The organism is Photobacterium pectinilyticum (genome assembly GCF_024357955.1).
GTDB classification, from domain to species: Bacteria; Pseudomonadota; Gammaproteobacteria; order Enterobacterales; family Vibrionaceae; genus Photobacterium; species Photobacterium pectinilyticum.
Genome location: NZ_JANEYT010000004.1, coordinates 64358 through 83553 on the forward strand (window position 1 = coordinate 64358; position 19196 = coordinate 83553).

14 protein-coding genes are annotated in these 19196 nt (G+C 49.7%); 8 read left to right on the forward strand and 6 right to left on the reverse strand.

Features of this window, described 5'->3' with window-relative positions; translation table 11 throughout:
* Window positions 1–148: 148 nt before the first annotated feature.
* Both NHN17_RS03010 and NHN17_RS03015 read left to right on the forward strand, forming a co-directional pair.
* On the forward strand, window positions 149–1030 hold the full coding sequence (locus tag NHN17_RS03010; RefSeq protein ID WP_255040727.1) for an alanyl-tRNA editing protein: 882 nt from the start codon (window positions 149–151) through the stop codon (window positions 1028–1030).
* Window positions 1031–1434: 404 nt separating this feature from the next.
* Window positions 1435–1659: a zinc ribbon domain-containing protein gene (locus NHN17_RS03015; protein ID WP_255040652.1), complete on the forward strand. Its 225-nt coding sequence runs from the start codon at window positions 1435–1437 to the stop codon at window positions 1657–1659.
* A 144-nt stretch (window positions 1660–1803) separates the two neighbouring features.
* Here the strand turns inward: NHN17_RS03015 and xseA are convergent, their stop codons facing one another.
* Window positions 1804–3162 carry an exodeoxyribonuclease VII large subunit gene (gene xseA, locus NHN17_RS03020; protein ID WP_255040653.1) on the reverse strand — a complete coding sequence of 453 codons (1359 nt, stop codon included), beginning with the start codon at window positions 3160–3162 and terminating at the stop codon, window positions 1804–1806.
* A 269-nt stretch (window positions 3163–3431) separates the two neighbouring features.
* Between xseA and guaB the strand changes: the two genes are divergently transcribed.
* The 3 genes from guaB (at window position 3432) to NHN17_RS03035 (ending at window position 8577) form a co-directional block, all read left to right on the forward strand.
* On the forward strand, window positions 3432–4895 hold the full coding sequence (gene guaB / locus NHN17_RS03025; RefSeq protein WP_255040654.1) for an IMP dehydrogenase: 1464 nt from the start codon (window positions 3432–3434) through the stop codon (window positions 4893–4895).
* A gap of 114 nt (window positions 4896–5009) precedes the next feature.
* The gene (gene guaA, locus NHN17_RS03030; protein ID WP_255040655.1) at window positions 5010–6593 is read left to right on the forward strand and encodes a glutamine-hydrolyzing GMP synthase; all 1584 of its coding nucleotides are present in this window, start codon (window positions 5010–5012) and stop codon (window positions 6591–6593) included.
* A 424-nt stretch (window positions 6594–7017) separates the two neighbouring features.
* Window positions 7018–8577, forward strand: coding sequence for an AbgT family transporter (locus tag NHN17_RS03035; RefSeq protein ID WP_255040656.1), 1560 nt, complete (start codon window positions 7018–7020; stop codon window positions 8575–8577).
* Window positions 8578–8647: 70 nt separating this feature from the next.
* On the opposite strand, the gene fghA is transcribed toward NHN17_RS03035, so the two are convergent.
* Both fghA and NHN17_RS03045 read right to left on the reverse strand, forming a co-directional pair.
* Window positions 8648–9490 carry an S-formylglutathione hydrolase gene (gene fghA / locus NHN17_RS03040; protein ID WP_274125119.1) on the reverse strand — a complete coding sequence of 281 codons (843 nt, stop codon included), beginning with the start codon at window positions 9488–9490 and terminating at the stop codon, window positions 8648–8650.
* Between the two features lie 62 nt (window positions 9491–9552).
* A complete protein-coding gene (locus NHN17_RS03045) occupies window positions 9553–10683 on the reverse strand; it encodes an S-(hydroxymethyl)glutathione dehydrogenase/class III alcohol dehydrogenase (RefSeq protein ID WP_255040657.1) in 1131 nt (376 codons plus the stop codon).
* 203 nt (window positions 10684–10886) lie between these two features.
* Between NHN17_RS03045 and NHN17_RS03050 the strand changes: the two genes are divergently transcribed.
* Both NHN17_RS03050 and tadA read left to right on the forward strand, forming a co-directional pair.
* Entirely contained in the window at window positions 10887–11756 is an 870-nt protein-coding gene (locus tag NHN17_RS03050) for a LysR substrate-binding domain-containing protein (protein ID WP_255040658.1), read from the forward strand.
* A gap of 102 nt (window positions 11757–11858) precedes the next feature.
* Window positions 11859–12395 carry a tRNA adenosine(34) deaminase TadA gene (gene tadA / locus NHN17_RS03055; RefSeq protein WP_255040659.1) on the forward strand — a complete coding sequence of 179 codons (537 nt, stop codon included), beginning with the start codon at window positions 11859–11861 and terminating at the stop codon, window positions 12393–12395.
* A gap of 35 nt (window positions 12396–12430) precedes the next feature.
* Here the strand turns inward: tadA and NHN17_RS03060 are convergent, their stop codons facing one another.
* The 3 genes from NHN17_RS03060 to NHN17_RS03070 all read right to left on the reverse strand — a co-directional run bounded on the left by NHN17_RS03060 (window position 12431) and on the right by NHN17_RS03070 (window position 14709).
* A complete protein-coding gene (locus NHN17_RS03060) occupies window positions 12431–12580 on the reverse strand; it encodes a hypothetical protein (RefSeq protein ID WP_255040734.1) in 150 nt (49 codons plus the stop codon).
* A 342-nt stretch (window positions 12581–12922) separates the two neighbouring features.
* Window positions 12923–14386, reverse strand: a complete 1464-nt coding sequence (mltF, locus tag NHN17_RS03065; RefSeq protein WP_255040660.1) for a membrane-bound lytic murein transglycosylase MltF — start codon at window positions 14384–14386, stop codon at window positions 12923–12925.
* A gap of 200 nt (window positions 14387–14586) precedes the next feature.
* Window positions 14587–14709: a hypothetical protein gene (locus tag NHN17_RS03070; RefSeq protein ID WP_255040661.1), complete on the reverse strand. Its 123-nt coding sequence runs from the start codon at window positions 14707–14709 to the stop codon at window positions 14587–14589.
* A gap of 241 nt (window positions 14710–14950) precedes the next feature.
* Here NHN17_RS03070 and purL point away from each other — a divergent pair, with 241 nt between their 5' ends.
* Window positions 14951–18862, forward strand: coding sequence for a phosphoribosylformylglycinamidine synthase (gene purL / locus NHN17_RS03075; RefSeq protein ID WP_255040662.1), 3912 nt, complete (start codon window positions 14951–14953; stop codon window positions 18860–18862).
* Window positions 18863–19196: the final 334 nt, after the last annotated feature.

Genomic DNA, 19196 nt, shown 5'->3' on the forward strand with positions numbered 1-19196 from the left:
GAAGTAGCGCCAAGTTACTTGTTAAGCTGTATAGACAAACCCGGCCACTTGGTCGGGTTTTTTGTTATGATATCAACCTACATAAATACTTGATCAACGACTTATCCAGATTGATATTACACCTTTCCATCTACCTGCAAGGATATCCATCATTGTGATCAGCGCGACCCATGTACTTTTTCCTGAGCGTATCTACCAATGTGAAGCGGACGTACAACTGACAGCAGTGGCCACTCCGTCCCAGGGCTGCTACGTTGTTACCGATAAGACGCCATTCCATCCTGTTAGCCATATCTGGCCAGATCACCCAGCTGATCGCGGTACATTGACACTAGCAGGGCAGGCGTATGAGGTGGTCGATTGCCTCGTTGGCGCCGTTGAACAGCAGAGCGGTCAGCTGCACGTTGGTAAAGATATCCCGGTGAAACGCGATGAGCCAGGATGGGTGTTTGTGGTGGTGCATCAGTTGGCTGAAGTTGTCGATCTTCACGCAGGTTGCAAGGTCATGCTGAATGTTGATGAGCACTATCAGCTCGCCCTGAGCCGGGGCCACAGTGGCGGCCACCTGTCGTCACTCGCTCTGAATAAGGTGCTGCACCATGACTTTTGGCGTAAGGACGCATCACGTAAAGATGAACTCGGGCATTATGATTTTCATAGCTACGCGCAGACAGAGAGCAGGGTAACCGAAGATTGCAGTACAGATACCTATCGTATTGGTAAAACCCTACGCAAACGTGGGCTCAACGCGGCCGATATGCTGGCAGCTTTGCCTGTTATCACTGAGCAAATCAATCAGCAACTTGCGTTGTGGTGTGAGGCGGGTTATCCGGTGCACTTGCGAAGGGAAGGGGAAGCGCTGACCGATTCACGTTACTGGCGCTGTGATCTGCAGGAAGGCCAAGTAGTGGAGATCCCCTGTGGCGGTACTCATGTCCGCTCACTCGCAGAATATGCGGCATTGCGGGTAGAGTTCCGTATAGACAGCGATCAGGAACTGGTGATGTTAACATATAGCAATCCAGCTTGATCAACCGTCTGAAGACAGGAAAAATCGCCTAATGGCGATTTTTTTATATTTATCAGTTAATTATATTTTTTGGTTGAGTCGCTTGTTATAAGTACGATCTTTTTACTGCTGATTTCTAATATTCTTGATCAACTGGATTTATAGCGGAAGCTTCAGTGTTAAATATCGTTAAAAATTGAAAGACAGAACATGTAACTTATGCTTTCGGGATGCGTATTGATAAATGTTCTTTTGGTACCTGATCGCTGATCACCGTGGCTTTTAGCGTTGATCACCGGTTTGAAGTACGATCAGGATGCGGGTTATTACTGAGTTTTGTATTACAGCGCATCTTTACGGTTGCTGAGCCGGATCAAAGGCGCAGGCTGGCAAATTGAATTATTATTGGGCTTAAGGGAGAGAAAATGAACCAGAATATTTGTCCGAGTTGTCAACAAGATCTCGAGTGGCAGGAAGGGAAGTACCATTGCGGGTGCTGCAGCACGACGTTTATCAAAAAGGCTTTTTGTCCTGATTGCGAGGCCGAGTTGGATAAGCTTCAGGCGTGCGGGGCGGCGAGCTATTTCTGCAATAGCTGCAATGAGCTGAAGTCCAAATCTCGGGTCAGAATTATATTTGAACAAGCGTAATACCAACCTACATAAATACTTGATCAAATACTTATCCAGATTGGTATAAATCGGAATAAGTCGCTGAAATAGAAATGCCGCCAGGTGTGATTACTGGCGGCATTTTTGATTTGACGCGTTGTACTTACCAGCGTGTTACGGCCGCTAGTCTGCTGTTTCAGACACAATAGAATGGATTTCCCCGTCGGCGAGGGTTGTCCGCAGGCTATCACCATGTTTGACTTGCCCAGCACTACGGACGACCTGTCCCTTGCGATTGCGGGTAATTGAGTAGCCGCGGCCTAGGGTCGCCAGTGGACTAACTGTCTCCAGTTTTTCAGCTGCCATAGCGAGCTTGTGGCTGGCATTGAGCAGGCGGCGATCCATTCCATCTTGAAGTCGTTGCTGCAATCTCTCAAGCCGATTCTGTTGCGCTTTGACAACTTGTGCCGGTGAGTTGAGAGCCAGCTTGTAGTCAATACGGTCAATGTGCTGTTGGTGACGTCCCAGACGCTGTTTCATGGCCAATTCTAGTTTGCCTGACAATTCGTCCAACTGCTGTTGCTGCTGGTTGAGGCGCACTTGCGGGTGCTGCCGATCAAGGCGATGCTGCAGACGGATTGTTTGTGCTTGCTTAGCAGATAGGTAATGACGCATAGCATGCTGAAGTTGCTGCTTTTTTTGGCTGATTTTTTGGGTTTGGAAACCCATATCTCGGCTGATCAGTTCTGCAGCCGCTGATGGTGTTGGTGCTCGAACATCTGCAACAAAATCTGCGATAGTGACATCGACTTCGTGGCCCACAGCACTGACAATTGGGATCTGGCTGGCCGCTATGGTCCGCGCCACGATTTCGTCGTTGAAGGCCCAGAGATCTTCCAGTGAACCGCCACCTCGCCCGACAATCAGCACATCACACTCACGGCGGGCATTGGCACGGCCAATGGCCTGGGCGATCGAGATTGCGGAACCTTCCCCTTGGACAACTGTTGGATAGATGACAATGGGCAAGCTTGGATCGCGGCGTTGCAGGACATTAAGAATATCATGTAGGGCAGCACCGGTTTTGGAAGTGATAATCCCCACACGTTGTGGTTGCTCTGGCAGTGCCTGCTTGAGTGATTGGGCAAATAGACCTTCGGCAGCCAAGTTCATTTTTAGCTGTTCAAATTGCTGTTGGAGGCGACCATCCCCCTCGGGCTGCATACTCTCGATGATCAACTGATAATCACCACGTGGTTCGTAGAGTGAAAGGCGGGCCTTGACCAGTACCTGAGTGCCATTTGCCGGCTTGAAGGTCACACGTCGGTTGCTGCCTTTGAACATGGCGCATTTAACTTGGGCGCGTGAGTCTTTAAGGGTGAAATACCAATGGCCGGAAACGGGCATGGAGAGATTCGATAGCTCACCGACCAGCCAAACCACTCCCATTTCGTTTTCAAGGATCAAACGAACTTGGGCATTGAGGCTGGAAACGGTGTAGATACGGTCATTGGTCTGGTTCTGTTGAGCAAATAACGTCACGAGACAAGATACCTGTATTGGAAGGCTGGGGTGTGCGGTAGACGGGCGACAGGACGTGGTGAACAAAGCCTGGGCAGATCTATGGACAGATCTTGGTCGTAATATGCTGACCGCAGCACCGGAAACTTAACAGAAAGATACTACACAGCAAGACAAATTTGTCAATTAAATAAATTAAAAAAAGTCTAGCCAATCGATTGCTTCACCCGTATAATTCGTCCGCAATATTTTATCCTTCTTTAAACCTCTACTTGGTGTGAGATATTGCAATGTTACGAATCAAACAAGAAGCTTTGACTTTCGATGATGTCCTACTGGTTCCAGCCCATTCTACTGTACTGCCTAACACTGCCGATCTGCGCACCCGCCTGACGAAAGACATTACGCTGAACATCCCTATGGTGTCTGCGTCAATGGATACAGTGACAGAAGGTCGCCTGGCAATTGCCCTTGCCCAGGAAGGCGGCATTGGTTTTATCCACAAGAACATGTCCATTGAGCAACAAGCCAATGAAGTTCGCATGGTGAAAAAATTCGAAGCCGGTGTGGTTTCTGAACCTGTTACCGTGAAGCCTTACAACACCATTGAAGATGTGAAGCGTCTGACAATTGAAAACGGTTTTGCCGGCTACCCTGTTGTTTCTGATACCAATGAGCTTGTTGGTATTATCACTGGCCGTGACGTTCGTTTTGTGACTGACCTTTCGATGAAGGTTGAAGAAGTGATGACGCCAAAAGATAAACTGGCTTCTGCTAAAGAAGGCGCATCGCGTGAAGAAGTTGAAGCTATCATGCAGCAGTACCGCGTTGAGAAAGTACTGCTAGTCAACGATGACTTCCAGCTTCGTGGCATGATCACCGCGAAAGACTTCCAGAAAGCAGAGCGTAAGCCTAATGCATGTAAAGATGAGCGTGGCCGTCTTCGCGTAGGTGCAGCCGTAGGTGCTGGTGCAGGCAACGAAGAGCGTGTTAAGGCGCTGGTAGAAGCAGGCGTTGACGTACTGCTTATCGATTCTTCACACGGTCACTCTGAAGGCGTACTTACCCGAATCCGCGAAACGCGCGAAGCGTTCCCTGATCTGCCAATTGTTGGTGGTAATGTCGCTACGGCTGAAGGTGCTCGTGCGCTTATCGACGCTGGTGTAAGCGCTGTGAAAGTGGGTATTGGCCCAGGCTCTATCTGTACTACCCGTATCGTTACCGGTGTGGGTGTACCTCAGGTAACGGCTATCGCTGATGCGGTTGCTGTGGCTGACCAGTTCGATATCCCTGTTATTGCCGATGGTGGTATCCGTTTCTCTGGCGATATGTGTAAAGCCATTGCTGCTGGCGCATCATGTGTCATGGTCGGTTCAATGTTCGCAGGTACGGAAGAAGCACCGGGTGAAGTTGAGCTGTACCAAGGCCGAGCTTACAAATCTTACCGTGGCATGGGTTCTTTGGGCGCAATGTCGAAAGGGTCTTCTGACCGTTACTTCCAGACGGATAACGCAGCTGATAAGCTGGTTCCTGAAGGTATCGAAGGCCGTGTTGCTTACAAGGGCCACATGAAAGAAATCGTTCACCAGCAAATGGGTGGCCTGCGTTCAAGCATGGGCCTAACCGGCTCTGCGACTATCGAGGCGCTGCGTACCAAAGCTGAATTTGTTCGCATTTCAGGTGCCGGTCTGAATGAATCACACGTTCACGATGTGACGATCACCAAAGAAGCACCAAACTACCGCTTGGGTTAATTTTCATCAGCTGCACCAGCAACTGACGAAAACGTTTGCCTAAACGCGAAACTTGTATAAGATCGGGGGCGTTTTTATGCCCCCACCTTTCCATTATTTTTTGAGACAGCTCGAATGACCACGACCACAAATATTCATGACCAGCGTATCCTGATCCTGGACTTTGGTTCCCAGTACACCCAGCTTATTGCACGCCGTATCCGTGAAATTGGTGTTTATTGTGAACTATGGAGCTGGGACGTTGATGAAGCGGATATTCGCGACTTCAACCCTAACGGCATCATTCTTTCTGGTGGCCCAGAAAGTGTGACTGAAGAAGGTTCCCCTCGCGCACCGCAGTATGTGTTCGATGCTGGTGTACCTGTATTCGGTGTTTGCTACGGTATGCAGACAATGGCCGAGCAGCTTGGTGGTAAAGTAGCGGGTTCAACTGAACGTGAGTTCGGTTATGCTCAGGTTAAAGTGGTTGAGCCAACTGCTTTCTTCCAAAATATCGAAGATTCAATTGCTGAAGATGGCAAGGCACTGCTAGATGTATGGATGAGCCACGGTGACAAAGTGGTCGAAATCCCATCTGATTTCGTTAAGGTCGCGGAAACTGAAACCTGTCCTTACGCGGCAATGGCCAATGTAGAGAAAAATTTCTACGGTGTGCAGTTCCACCCAGAAGTTACCCATACTCGTCAGGGTATGCGCATTATTGAAAACTTTGTTCTGAACATCTGTGGTTGTGAGAAGCTATGGACGTCGGCGAACATCATTGATGACGCTGTTGCGCGTATCAAAGAGCAAGTGGGTGACGATGAAGTGATCCTTGGCCTGTCAGGTGGTGTTGATTCTTCTGTTGTTGCGATGCTTATCCACCGTGCGATTGGTGACAAGTTGACATGTGTGTTTGTCGACAATGGCCTGCTTCGTTTGAACGAAGGTGAGCAGGTAATGGAAATGTTTGGCGATCACTTTGGCTTGAAGATTGTACACGTCAAAGCCGAAGATCGTTTCCTCGATGCACTTGCGGGTGAGGCAGAGCCGGAAGCTAAGCGTAAGATCATCGGCCACGTATTTGTTGATGTGTTCGATGAAGAGTCGAAGAAACTAGCCAATGCGAAGTGGTTGGCACAGGGTACGATTTACCCAGATGTTATCGAATCAGCAGCATCGAAAACCGGTAAGGCGCATGTTATCAAGTCGCACCACAACGTTGGTGGCCTGCCTGATGATATGGAAATGGGCTTGGTTGAGCCGCTAAAAGAGTTGTTCAAAGATGAAGTTCGTAAGATTGGTCTTGAGCTTGGCCTGCCTTACAACATGCTTTACCGCCACCCGTTCCCGGGTCCTGGCCTAGGTGTACGTGTACTGGGTGAAGTGAAGAAAGAATACTGTGATTTGCTACGTCGTGCTGATGCTATCTTCATCGAAGAGTTGCACAAAGCGGATCTGTACAACAAAGTCTCGCAGGCATTTACTGTGTTCCTACCTGTTCGCTCTGTGGGTGTAATGGGCGACGGCCGTAAGTACGATTGGGTTGTGTCACTGCGTGCGGTTGAGACTATCGACTTTATGACGGCACACTGGGCTCACCTACCATACGATTTCCTGGGTAAGGTGTCTAACCGTATCATCAACGAAGTCGACGGCATCTCACGTGTTGTTTACGATGTATCGGGTAAGCCACCAGCGACGATCGAGTGGGAATAATCCTCTCGCGAATACTAAGCGTTGCTTAGATTGACTGAATAACAAGAAGCACCCTCGGGTGCTTCTTTTTTTTGGCTAAACTGTAGTGACGAAAAGTTGCTTTGTGTGGTATTCGAATAGATGTGATACCCGTGGGGATGACTTAGGAATGAGATAAGGAAATAATTTACACAAATGAAAGTATTGTTGTGCTTTGGGATGGGGCTTGTAACGTGCTTGTTAGTGTAATGTTTTGCGTTAATATTTTATTACAATATGCTATTGTTGAATTTGCCGAATGCATGGTGAATCGTGCGTTTTTGTTTGAACTTTTCATTACAATTCGCCGCAAGCTTTTTCTGTTGCAGAAAAAACGGATTGACGGCGATAAAACCACAATCTAACGCCGCAAACTTACAACATCACTAATGACCATGGAGTTCCCATGAGCAATCAAGCTGTCAACAAGACACCGAATGAATCGCCAAGTGCGATGAATAAGTTTCTTAATTTTATCGAGCGTACAGGTAACAAGATCCCTGATCCTGCCTTGCTCTTCTTCTGGGGATTGATCCTTGTTTGGGTTTTATCTGCAGTTTTCTCTCAGTTCGAATTTGGCTTAATTCACCCCGTTTCTGGCCAAGCAGTAGAAGTTAACAACCTACTGACGGGTGAAGCGTTTGCAAACTTCCTTGCGACCATGGTGACTAACTTCACCGGTTTTGCACCACTGGGTATTGTGCTTGTAGCAATGCTGGGTGTGGGTGTTGCTGAGGCCTCTGGCTTTATCAATACTGGCTTGAAGAAGATGCTGAACGTAACACCAGCTAAATTCATTACTCCGGTATTGATTCTAGTTGCTATCGTATCGCACACAGCTGCTGATGCAGGTTACGTACTGGTAATCCCTCTGGGTGGTATCATCTTCCACGCAGCAGGCCGTCACCCACTAGCGGGTATTGCAGCTGCATTTGCGGGTGTATCAGGTGGCTTTGCAGCAAACTTTATTCCTTCAGGTATCGACCCACTATTGGCTGGCTTCACCCAAGAAGCGGCACAAATTCTTGACCCTGAGTATATTGTTAACCCGTTATCAAACCTATTCTTCACCGGTTTGTCTTCACTGCTTATTGTGAGCATTGGTTGGTACATCACTGATCGCGTTATCGAGCCTCGTCTATCTCAGACGGCTATTGATGATGATGCAGAAGAAGCACCGGATATGGGCTCTTTCACAGAGCTAGAAAGTAAAGCTTTCTCTCGTGCTGGTTGGGCGATGATGGCCGGTATTGCCGTACTGATTGTGGCGCTGATCCCTGAGACATCACCACTGCGTAACCCAGCAGGTGAAATCACCGCATTCAACGCACCGGTAATGCAGTCTATCGTACCGCTAATCTTTATCTTGTTTGTGATCCCTGGTGTGGTTTACGGCAAGGTTGCGGGTACGTTCAAAGCAAGTGACGATATTATCAAGTCAATGTCTGCCACGATGAGCAGCATGGGTAGCTTCATGGTTATGGCGTTTTTCATCGCGCAATTCCTTGTTGCCTTTACTCAATCTAACCTTGGTACGCTACTCGCTCTTTCTGGTGCTCAGCTTCTTCAAGCGATGAACTTACCAGGTCAGATAACTATCGTTGGTATGATTCTACTAACAGCATTCGTTAACCTACTGGTTGGTTCAGCATCTGCGAAGTGGGCCTTGATCGGTCCTATCATGGTGCCGATGCTAATGGCAGTTGGTATTTCTCCTGAGCTGACTCAGGCGGCATACCGTGTTGGTGATTCTGTATCTAACATCATTTCTCCAATGATGGTGTTCTTCCCGCTAGTTGTTGTTTACATGCAGCGTTACGTGAAGAGCTCAGGTATCGGCTCTCTGGCTTCAATGATGATGCCTTACTCGATTGCAATGCTGATTGGTTGGACTATCTTCCTACTTATCTACTGGGCAATCGGTATTCCTCTAGGTATCCAAGCACCTTATACTTACGGCATGTAATTTACTTTGCTGAACAAAAAGCCCCTTGATTGGGGCTTTTTTATGTCAGTCGATAACCTCAGGCACCTGCTTACAGGAGATGCTGGGCATGGAAGCGCAGGTGATCGTCAATAAAGCTGGCGATGAAATAGTAGCTATGATCGTAGCCTTCCTGCATACGCAGTTCGAGCGGGTAGTCGATGCTTTGAGCGGCTTCAGCAAGAGAATCAGGTTTCAACTGCTCCTCTAGGAAGCTGTCTTGATCCCCTTGGTCAACTAGCGCAGGAACGGGCTGCTGGTTATTCTTGAGCAACTCTGTGGTGTCGTATTGCAGCCAGCTGGTGCGATCGTCACCAAGGTATCCACTCAAGGCTTTTTCACCCCAAGGGCAATTTACCGGGTTGCTGATCGGGCTGAAGGCAGACACTGAGCTGTAGCGAGATGGATTGCGCAAGGCAATCATCAAAGCGCCGTGACCACCCATTGAGTGGCCGCTGATCGCTCTCTTATCACTCACCGGGAAGTGTTCTTCGATCAACGCCGGTAGCTCATTCACGACATAATCATACATTTGGTAGTGGCGGTTCCATGGTGCCTGGGTTGCATTGACATAGAAGCCTGCTCCCAAGCCGAAGTCGTAGGCCCCTTCGGGATCATCCGGTACCCCTTCACCGCGTGGGCTGGTATCCGGCGTCACAATAGCAATACCTAGTTCTGCTGCCAGGCGCTGGGCACCGGCTTTTTGCATGAAGTTCTCATCGGTGCAGGTCAAGCCCGACAACCAGTAAAGTACTGGGACTTTTGCCCCTTGGGCTATGTGCGGCGGGAGGAAAATGGCAAAGCGCATGTCGCAGTTCAGTACTGCAGAGTGATGGCTGTATTGTTTGTGCCAGCCGCCAAAGCTTTTGTTCCAACTTATGTTTTCGATAGTCATTAGCGTCTCTTTCGTAGCCTAAGTTACTAGACTAGACTCCCGCGGGAGCCTAGCCGGTAGCATTATTTGTCGTAGTGGATGACTGAGCGGATGCTCTTACCTTCATGCATCAGATCAAAGGCTTCGTTGATGGCATCCAAACCCATGGTATGGGTAATGAAGTCATCCAACTTGAACTCACCTGCCATGTAGCGTTCAACAATCTCAGGTAGTTCTGAGCGGCCTTTCACACCACCGAACGCAGAGCCGCGCCATACACGACCAGTTACCAACTGGAACGGACGGGTAGAGATTTCCTGACCAGCACCGGCAACACCGATGATCACCGACTCGCCCCAACCTTTGTGGCAGCACTCAAGGGCTGAGCGCATGACGTTGACGTTACCGATACATTCGAATGAGAAATCCACGCCACCATCGGTCATTTCGACAATCACTTCCTGAATAGGCTTGTCGTAGTCGTTAGGGTTGATGCAGTCTGTCGCACCGAGCTCTTTCGCCAATGCGTATTTACTTTCGTTGATATCGACACCGATGATTCGGCTTGCACCAGCCATCGTTGCACCAATGATTGCCGATAGGCCGATCCCGCCAAGACCAAAGATAGCAACAGTATCGCCCTTTTGTACTTTGGCTGTTTTCAGCACTGCACCCATACCGGTAGTGACGCCACAGCCTAGCAGGCAGACTTCTTCCAATGGTGCTTCTTTGTTGACTTTAGCCAGTGAGATCTCAGGCAGTACCGTGTACTCGGAGAACGTCGAGCAGCCCATGTAGTGGTAAATTGGCTGGCCATCTTTGTAGAAACGGGTGGTACCGTCGGGCATCAAGCCTTTCCCTTGGGTTTCGCGGATCTGCTGGCATAGGTTAGTTTTGCCTGACTTACAGAACTTACACTCGCCGCATTCAGGGGTGTAAAGCGGAATAACATGGTCGCCGACTGCTACGCTCGTCACGCCTTCACCAACCATTTCAACAATACCGCCGCCTTCATGGCCGAGGATTGCCGGGAAGATCCCTTCTGGATCATCGCCTGATAGTGTAAATGCATCAGTGTGGCAGACACCTGTTGCGATAATGCGAACCAGTACTTCGCCTTTTTTCGGCAGCATCACATCAACTTCTTCAACAGAAAGAGGCTGGTTCGGACCCCATGCGATGGCAGCTTTGGATTTGATAAATTGCTCAGACATTTCATTTCTCTCTTATGATCGTTGGGCTAAGCCCTATGTTGTTCCTACGGTTGCTATAACAGTAGGAGAGAATGTTTACCGATGGTGCAGCGAGTGTGTGTGGTGCTGCTTCGTTGTGATGGGCTTAGTATATTTGTTTCTTGGTGGATGATAATTGCTCTATAATGCAAATAACTTTTTCCATTGTGTAATAATGGTGGGGTATGTTTTTGTGGGAAGGGGTGAGTGAATTTGTTGCGGTAGCAGAATCCGAGAGTTTTACGGCCGCGTCCAAGCAGCTCGGTATCTCCACGGCCCAAGTTAGTCGCCAGGTCAGTGCGTTGGAAAACCGACTCAATACCAAGTTGTTTTACCGTACAACCCGTAAGGTCTCGCTGACCGAAGAAGGCACCATTTACTACCAGCATTGCCGCCGTTTGATGGATGGGCTGGAAGAAGCCGAAAGGGCGATCAGCGATCGACGCGATACCCCACAGGGGAGCCTTAAACTAACGGCACCTTATACCTATGGTGAGCAGTACATCATGCCGCTGGTGGTCGATTTTATGCAGCTGTACCCCGAAGTAGATGTAAATATGGTGCTGACTAATCAAACGGTGGATTTGGTTGAGGGGGGATATGACTTGGCGATCCGTCTTGGCAAGCTCAGTAGCTCGACCATGATGGCCAAGCGCTTGGCTAGTCGTACTCAGTTTGTCTGTGCTTCACCGGCTTATTTGGCAAAATTTGGCGTACCGCACTCGCTGTCTGAACTTCGTCACCATAATTGCTTGATGGGTAATTATGATCATTGGCGTTTTCAAGAAGCAGGTAAAGCGCGCAGTATGAGGGTTGACGGTACTTTACGTTGTGCTAGTGGACATGCTTTGCGTGATGCCGTGTTGAAGGGAATTGGCTTGGTGCAGTTACCTGATTACTACATCAGTGATGATCTGGAGAAAGGTGCATTGGTTACGGTGTTGGATACGTTCCGTGAGCCTGATGAAGGGATCTGGGCGCTCTATCCCCATAACCGGCACTTATCGCCTAAGGTTCGTTTACTGGTGGATTTTTTGGCCGAATCATTGGCGTAGGATAACCGCAGGGAGGCCCAATACCTCGCATCCCTCGGGCTTTTGGGTATAATCAGCGGCCACAAGTAATAGCGAGTAAAATCATTCATGTCAGAGCGATCTATGTCAGAGCCAACCAGGACAGATGCAGCCCCTGAATTTAACGATGAAGACTTTATGCGCCGTGCCATGGAGCTCGCATCCCGTGCCGAAGAGGCCGGTGAAGTGCCGGTCGGTGCTGTGGTGGTCTATCAGGGGCGGGTTGTCGGGGAGGGCTGGAATCGATCCATTACCCAGCATGACGCCACTGCCCATGCCGAAATCATGGCTCTGCGCCAAGCCGGTCAGGTGCTGCAGAACTACCGTCTGATCGATGCCACTTTGTATGTGACGCTAGAGCCATGCCCTATGTGCGCTGGTGCCATGGTGCACAGCCGTATAGGCAAGGTGGTTTTTGGTGCCCATGATCTGAAAACTGGCGCAGCAGGCAGCATCATGAACTTGCTTAGCTACGAGCAGGTCAACCATCATGTGTTAATTGAGTCTGGGGTGTTAGCCGATGAGTGCCGTCATCAGTTGCAGGCTTTTTTCAAGCGCCGTCGGGCCGAGAAAAAAGCTGAAAAGAAAGCGCGCCAGCAGGCCGCTGATAAATCTAGCTAACCACTCCCCCCATATTTTTCAGTCGATTGAAGCGATTAGATCCCTGCCGAACTGTTAATGATATAGCTTCGTTGACGCCAAAGAATTTTCTTGCGGGTATTCGCGTTAAGTCGCTTGCGTCGAGTGGCAGCGGATGCTATCCGCATGCGCATGTTATTACTGATTTTCTTGTTCGAAAAGCGCATAGAGCCTCTCCTTTATACCAATCTGGATAAGTCGTTGATCAAGTATTTGCACTGGAAAAATCGTTGTTATTAAGGCAGATATTGCAGTAACTAGTGGCTCTAATTACAAAATATCTAACGCAGAGAACAGCGATTTTAACCTGCAAGACTGATCAAATATTTATGTAGGTTGGTATTAGAGCCGCTCGGAATAGGAGCGAGTAAAAACCGTATTAGGGCTAGTATCTCTTATTCCCTGTTATCTCTCTAACGGTAGCGGTCACGCTTTTCGATCATTTTTCACACATAAGAACAGAAAGGTGTGAGCAAGATCCCCCTGCCAGAGCAGGGGGGAAGTGCAGATTAGTTGCTGGCTGTTTTGTTCGGTGCTGTCGCATCAGACGGTATTATTTCTTCACCGTCTGGAAGTTGCAGGGCAAGCACCTCTGTTGATGGCGTTATGGTATGCAAGCCATCAATCAATTCGATGTCATCAAGCTGCGGCTCTTGGCTGTGGGCTTGCTCGTAGCCGATAATGCTCTGGTAGTAACGACGGATATTCTCGACATAATGTAGCGCCTCATCACCACGGGCATAGCCATAGCGGGTTTGTTTGTAGTATTTGCGCTGGCGCAGCAGTGGCAGGCGTTGCTTCACATCACTCCAGGCATCTGCGTTACCGCCCTGTGACAGGGTGAGGCGGCGGGCGTCCATTAAGTGGCCGAAGCCTACGTTATATGACGCCAGGGCAAACCATACCTTTTCGTGCTCTTCGATACTGTCCGGGATCCTGTTTATCATCTTACGCAGGTACTCGGTACCGCCGCGGATACTCTGTTCCGGATCCAGTCGGTTTTTTACCCCAACCGAGCGTGCTGTCGGCAAGGTCAGCATCATCATCCCGCGAACCCCTGTTGGTGATACTGCGCGTGGATTCCAGTGTGACTCCTGATACGACAGGGCTGCAATCAAACGCCAGTCAAATTCGTTGGCATATTGTTTGAACAAACCTTCCCACTTTGGCAGCTTGCCTTCTACAGCACGCAGGAAGGCTCGAGTATCGACATAGTCGAACTTGTCGACGTGGCCAAGGTATTTCTCTTCCAACTTGGCCAGCTCACCGTTTTGCTGGATTTCACCGAAGAACTCGATCAGCAGAGCATACAGGCTGTCATCACTATTCTGGTTGACGAACCAAGCGATAGGCTCATCTTCGGTCAGTTCCAGTGCAGTGGTGACATCCGGCAAGATCCGCTGGTTAAGAGCAATATCGACTGAATCGGCCAAGGTATAGTCGAGCTCACCGATAGCCACTTGGCGCAGTAACTCGTCGCTGTCGATTTCTTCAAGCGACTGCCATTCAAGGGTAGGGTGTTCTTGCTTGAGTGCTTGTAATGTTTTCTCATGGCTAGAGCCGCTGACCACAGCTAGCGAACCTTTGTTTTCGGCCAGATCTTCTACACTGCGAGGGCGCCATTGGCCTTTTTTGTAGACCACTTTCTGACTGGCATAATAGTATGCCGGTGCGGCGCGAAAGTGCGCCAAGCGCTCATCGGTCATGGTCAGGCCAGCGGCCAGGATATCAACATCACCACGATTGAGGTTAGGAAACAGGCCGGATAGGGTGAACATGGCCTTCATTTCCAGCTTGACGCCAAGCTTGTCGGCAAAGCGGTGGGCCAGTTCGTAATCCAACCCGGTTGGACCTTCATTACCAATATAATAAGAAAGTTGGTTGTTGAGTGTTCCGACGCGCAAGACGCCTTCTTCGCGGATCCGTTCTAGTTCCGTGCGGGGATCTTCCTGCCACAAGCAACCGTTGAGCATGAAGAGGCTCAATAGTAAGGCAATGAATTGTTTAAAACTTGGATTCGGTCGAAGAGTGCTCAACGATGTATGCTCTTGATAAAAACAGGACGTCCTTTATACCAAAGCTCGTCCGATCCGCAAAATAATCACAGTGTTTTGGCGGCAGGTTTTCCGTGGTATGGCACATTTCTTAAATCATAAATCGTAAAAAAATGTAATTACAACGGGCGGTTCTCGTGGCGCTTTTCGTCGGCATTACCGCTTACTGACGTCAGCGCGGCACTCTCATAACAAGGCCGACTTGTCAGAATATGACCACAAACCGCTGCAAAAAGAACCATAACGGATCTGCTGCCCCTCATATCTCTCTGTTTTTGGCTCGGATTGAAAAAAAAACACGCAAACGGTTGCGTCAGGTGTTACGTCACAAAAAAAATTCCCTTATACTACGCCCCATCATGAGCTGCTCGCCTTAAACGGGTAATGGCAAATGAGGTGACATTGACGTAATTGTCTCGGCATCTGGCCGGGGGTTAGGCCAATATCACCTTTCTTCAACTGCTAATCGAGAGACGTTCGCACATGGAAATTTTGCGTGGTTCACCCGCACTGTCTGAGTTTCGCGTTAATAAGCTACTAGAGCGTTGCCGTGAATTGGATCTGCCTGTGTCAGGTATTTATGCTGAGTTCATGCACTTTGCAGACTTGTCTTCGCCACTGAGTGCGGAAGAGCAAGAAAAGCTAACAAGCTTGCTGACTTACGGCCCTACGATTGCAGAGCACGAGCCGTCTGGCCTATTGCTGCTGGTTACCCCTCGTCCGGGAACAATCTCCCCATGGTCATCGAAGTCCACTGATATCGCCCGCAACTGTGCCCTTGAGCAGATCAAGCGCCTGGAGCGTGGTACGGCTTACTACATCGAAACCTCGGTTGAGCTATCAGCTGAGCAAGTGGTCGTGCTAAAAGGCCTGATTCATGACCGCATGATGGAAGTTGTTTTTACTGAATTTGATTCAGCAGTCGCCCTTTTCCAAGTTGCTGAACCAGCGCCTGTTGCTGATGTCGATCTCCTTTCTGGCGGCCGTAAAGCACTTGAAGAGGCCAACGTGACGCTAGGCCTTGCCCTTGCTGAAGATGAAATTGACTACTTACTAGAAAGTTTTGTGACTAAGCTTGAACGCAACCCGACAGACATCGAACTGATGATGTTTGCCCAAGCGAACTCAGAGCACTGCCGTCACAAGATTTTCAACGCAGATTGGACAATTGACGGCGTTAAGCAAGAAAAGTCTCTGTTCAAGATGATCAAGAACACGTTCGAAACCACGCCGGACCATGTTCTGTCTGCTTACAAAGATAACGCCGCCGTAATGACAGGTTCTAAAGTGGGTCGTTTCTTCCCAGATCCTGAGACTCGTCAGTACAACTACCATAACGAAGATGCGCACATCCTGATGAAGGTTGAAACGCACAACCACCCAACGGCTATTTCTCCATGGCCGGGGGCTTCTACTGGTTCTGGCGGTGAAATCCGTGATGAAGGCGCAACAGGTATCGGTGGTAAGCCAAAAGCCGGTCTTGTTGGTTTTACGACTTCTAACCTACGCATCCCTGGTTTCGAACAACCATGGGAAACGGATTTCGGTAAGCCGGGTCGTATCGTTAACGCACTAGACATTATGCTAGAAGGCCCATTGGGTGGTGCTGCGTTCAACAACGAATTTGGTCGCCCAAACCTGCTGGGTTACTTCCGTACCTACGAAGAAAAAGTGAACTCTCACGCCGGTGTCGAAGTACGTGGTTACCACAAGCCAATCATGATTGCTGGTGGTATGGGTAATATTCGTGACGAGCACGTGCAAAAGAAAGAGATCCCAGTAGGTGCAAGCCTAATCGTTCTGGGTGGTCCTGCGATGAACATCGGCCTTGGTGGCGGCGCTGCATCGTCAATGGCGTCAGGTCAATCTGCAGAAGACCTAGATTTCGCATCTGTACAGCGTGAAAACCCAGAGATGGAACGCCGTTGTCAGGAAGTGATCGACCGTTGTTGGCAGCTGGGTGATGATAACCCAATCGCATTTATCCACGATGTAGGTGCGGGCGGTATCTCTAACGCACTGCCTGAGCTTGTCGACGATGGCGAGCGTGGTGGTATCTTCCAACTGCGTGACGTACCAAACGATGAGCCGGGCATGAGCCCACTCGAGATCTGGTGTAACGAATCGCAAGAGCGTTATGTAATGGCTGTTGCGCCAGAGCATATGGCAGCATTCGATGCTATCTGTAAGCGTGAACGTGCACCGTACGCCGTTGTGGGTGTTGCCACCGAAGAGCGTGAGCTGAAACTTGAAGATTCACACTTCGACAACACGCCAATCGACATGCCAATGGACATCCTATTGGGCAAAACGCCGAAGATGCACCGTGATGCAACGACGCTAAAAGTTGATAGCCCGGCGATTGTTCGCGATGGTATTGAAATCAACGAAGCGGCTGAACGCGTACTGCGCCTTCCTACCGTTGCTGAGAAAACATTCCTTATTACTATCGGTGACCGTACCGTAACGGGTCTTGTGGCTCGCGATCAAATGGTTGGTCCATGGCAGGTGCCGGTCGCTAACTGTGCTGTAACCGCGGCCAGCTACGATTCTTACCACGGCGAAGCAATGTCGATGGGTGAGCGTACGCCAGTTGCACTACTAGACTTTGGTGCGTCTGCACGCCTAGCTGTCGGTGAGTCGCTAACCAACATCGCTGGTACTGATATCGGTGATATCAAGCACATTAAACTGTCTGCCAACTGGATGTCGCCAGCGGGTCACCCAGGTGAAGATGCTGGCCTTTACGAAGCTGTTAAAGCGGTCGGTGAAGAGCTTTGTCCAGCATTGGGTCTGACTATCCCTGTGGGTAAAGACTCCATGTCGATGAAGACCAAGTGGGAAGAGAACGGCGAAAACAAAGAAGTGACGTCTCCACTTTCGCTTGTTATCACTGCCTTTGGCCGTGTTGAAGATGTCCGCAAAACGGTCACGCCTCAGCTGCGTACCGATAAAGGTGACTCTTCACTGGTTCTGGTTGACCTGGGTAACGGTAAGAATCGTTTGGGTGCGACTGCACTGGCACAGGTTTACAAGCAGCTTGGCGACAAGCCAGCAGACGTTGATAACGCAGAGCAGCTAAAAGGCTTCTTTGATGCAATGCAAACACTGGTTCGTGATGACAAGCTGGTTGCTTACCACGATAAAGGCGATGGCGGCTTATTCGTCACGCTGGCAGAGATGGCATTTGCCGGTCACTGTGGTGTGAAAGCTGATATTGCGGGTCTTGGCGAAGACACGCTAGCGGCGCTGTTTAACGAAGAGCTAGGTGCCGTTGTTCAAGTTAAGAATGACGACCTAGACGCGGTGAAAGCGGTATTGGCAACGAACGGTCTGGCGACATGTACTCACGTTATCGGTAGCGTAGAAGCATCGGATAACGTAGTGATCACCTCGGGCGACGCTGTGGTACTAGAACGTTCACGTATCGAGCTACGCACTATTTGGGCTGAAACCACACACAAGATGCAAGGCCTGCGTGACAATCCAGCTTGTGCTGACCAAGAGTTCGCGGCGAAGAAAGACAACACCGATCCAGGTCTGAACGCTAAGCTAAGCTTTGATATCAACGAAGATGTTGCCGCGCCGTTCATTGCCGGTTCGATGGTAAACACCGGTGCCAAGCCTAAGATGGCAATCTTGCGTGAGCAGGGTGTTAACTCACACGTTGAAATGGCAGCAGCCTTTGACCGTGCAGGCTTCGAAGCAACCGATATCCACATGAGCGATATCCTGACTGGTCAAGCCGCCCTTGATGAGTATCACGGCCTAGTGGCTTGTGGTGGCTTCTCTTATGGTGACGTACTGGGTGCAGGTGAAGGTTGGGCGAAGTCTATCTTGTTCAACGCACAAGCTCGCGACCAGTTCCAGGCATTCTTCAACCGTGACAACACCTTCTCGCTAGGTGTGTGTAATGGTTGTCAGATGCTGTCGAACCTGAAAGAGCTGATCCCAGGCGCTGACCTATGGCCACGATTCGTTCGCAATGAATCAGAGCGTTTTGAAGCACGCTTCAGCCTGGTTGAAGTACAAAAGTCTGATTCTGTCTTCTTCGACGGCATGGCCGGCTCTCGCATGCCAATCGCGGTATCTCACGGTGAAGGGCGTGTAGAAGTTCGTGATGCAGACCACCTAGCAGCGATTGAAGCATCTGGTACAGTCGCGGTGCGTTACGTGGACAATCACGGTAACCCAACGCAGCAGTACCCGAATAACCCGAATGGTTCACCGAATGCGATTACCGGTCTGACAACGCAAGATGGTCGTGTGACTATCATGATGCCTCACCCAGAGCGTGTATTCCGCACTGTAGCGAACTCTTGGCACCCAGATGAGTGGAGCGAGAACAGCCCATGGATGCGCATGTTCCGCAATGCCCGAGTGAATATCGGCTAAGCTAATCGCTTAATATTGATGAAAAAAACCGCTCCCAGTGAGCGGTTTTTTATTGTCGGTATCATTTTTAGGAAAAAAAGTTAGTACTAAATGCAATTGTATGATTAAGCTGAAGTTATCCACCCGGTGATTTATTCATTTGGCATAAGCCCAAAGGTGGACTGTAGCACTCAATATTGAAGGCCCGCACCGGGCAAGGGTCAGTGCCTTGTTCCGTTGCCCGCTCAGTGAAGAGCAGGTCGGAGCCGCCTAGCGTACTGGCATATCGGCAATCACCCATGCTGCCACTGCAGCCAGTAGGGTTAGGACCATCTCGGGTTTACTGGGAACCTAT

Coding starts and splice junctions, on each gene's coding strand:
- NHN17_RS03050 (WP_255040658.1), top strand. CDS start 10,887: ATGTTTTTGTGGGAAGGGGTGAGTGAATTTGTTGCGGTAGCAGAATCC.
- guaB (WP_255040654.1), top strand. CDS start 3,432: ATGTTACGAATCAAACAAGAAGCTTTGACTTTCGATGATGTCCTACTG.
- NHN17_RS03070 (WP_255040661.1), bottom strand. CDS start 14,709: ATGGTTCTTTTTGCAGCGGTTTGTGGTCATATTCTGACAAGTCGGCCT.
- NHN17_RS03015 (WP_255040652.1), top strand. CDS start 1,435: ATGAACCAGAATATTTGTCCGAGTTGTCAACAAGATCTCGAGTGGCAG.
- purL (WP_255040662.1), top strand. CDS start 14,951: ATGGAAATTTTGCGTGGTTCACCCGCACTGTCTGAGTTTCGCGTTAAT.
- guaA (WP_255040655.1), top strand. CDS start 5,010: ATGACCACGACCACAAATATTCATGACCAGCGTATCCTGATCCTGGAC.
- mltF (WP_255040660.1), bottom strand. CDS start 14,386: ATGCTCAACGGTTGCTTGTGGCAGGAAGATCCCCGCACGGAACTAGAA.
- NHN17_RS03045 (WP_255040657.1), bottom strand. CDS start 10,683: ATGTCTGAGCAATTTATCAAATCCAAAGCTGCCATCGCATGGGGTCCG.
- fghA (WP_274125119.1), bottom strand. CDS start 9,490: ATGACTATCGAAAACATAAGTTGGAACAAAAGCTTTGGCGGCTGGCAC.
- NHN17_RS03060 (WP_255040734.1), bottom strand. CDS start 12,580: ATGCGCTTTTCGAACAAGAAAATCAGTAATAACATGCGCATGCGGATA.
- tadA (WP_255040659.1), top strand. CDS start 11,859: ATGTCAGAGCCAACCAGGACAGATGCAGCCCCTGAATTTAACGATGAA.
- NHN17_RS03035 (WP_255040656.1), top strand. CDS start 7,018: ATGAGCAATCAAGCTGTCAACAAGACACCGAATGAATCGCCAAGTGCG.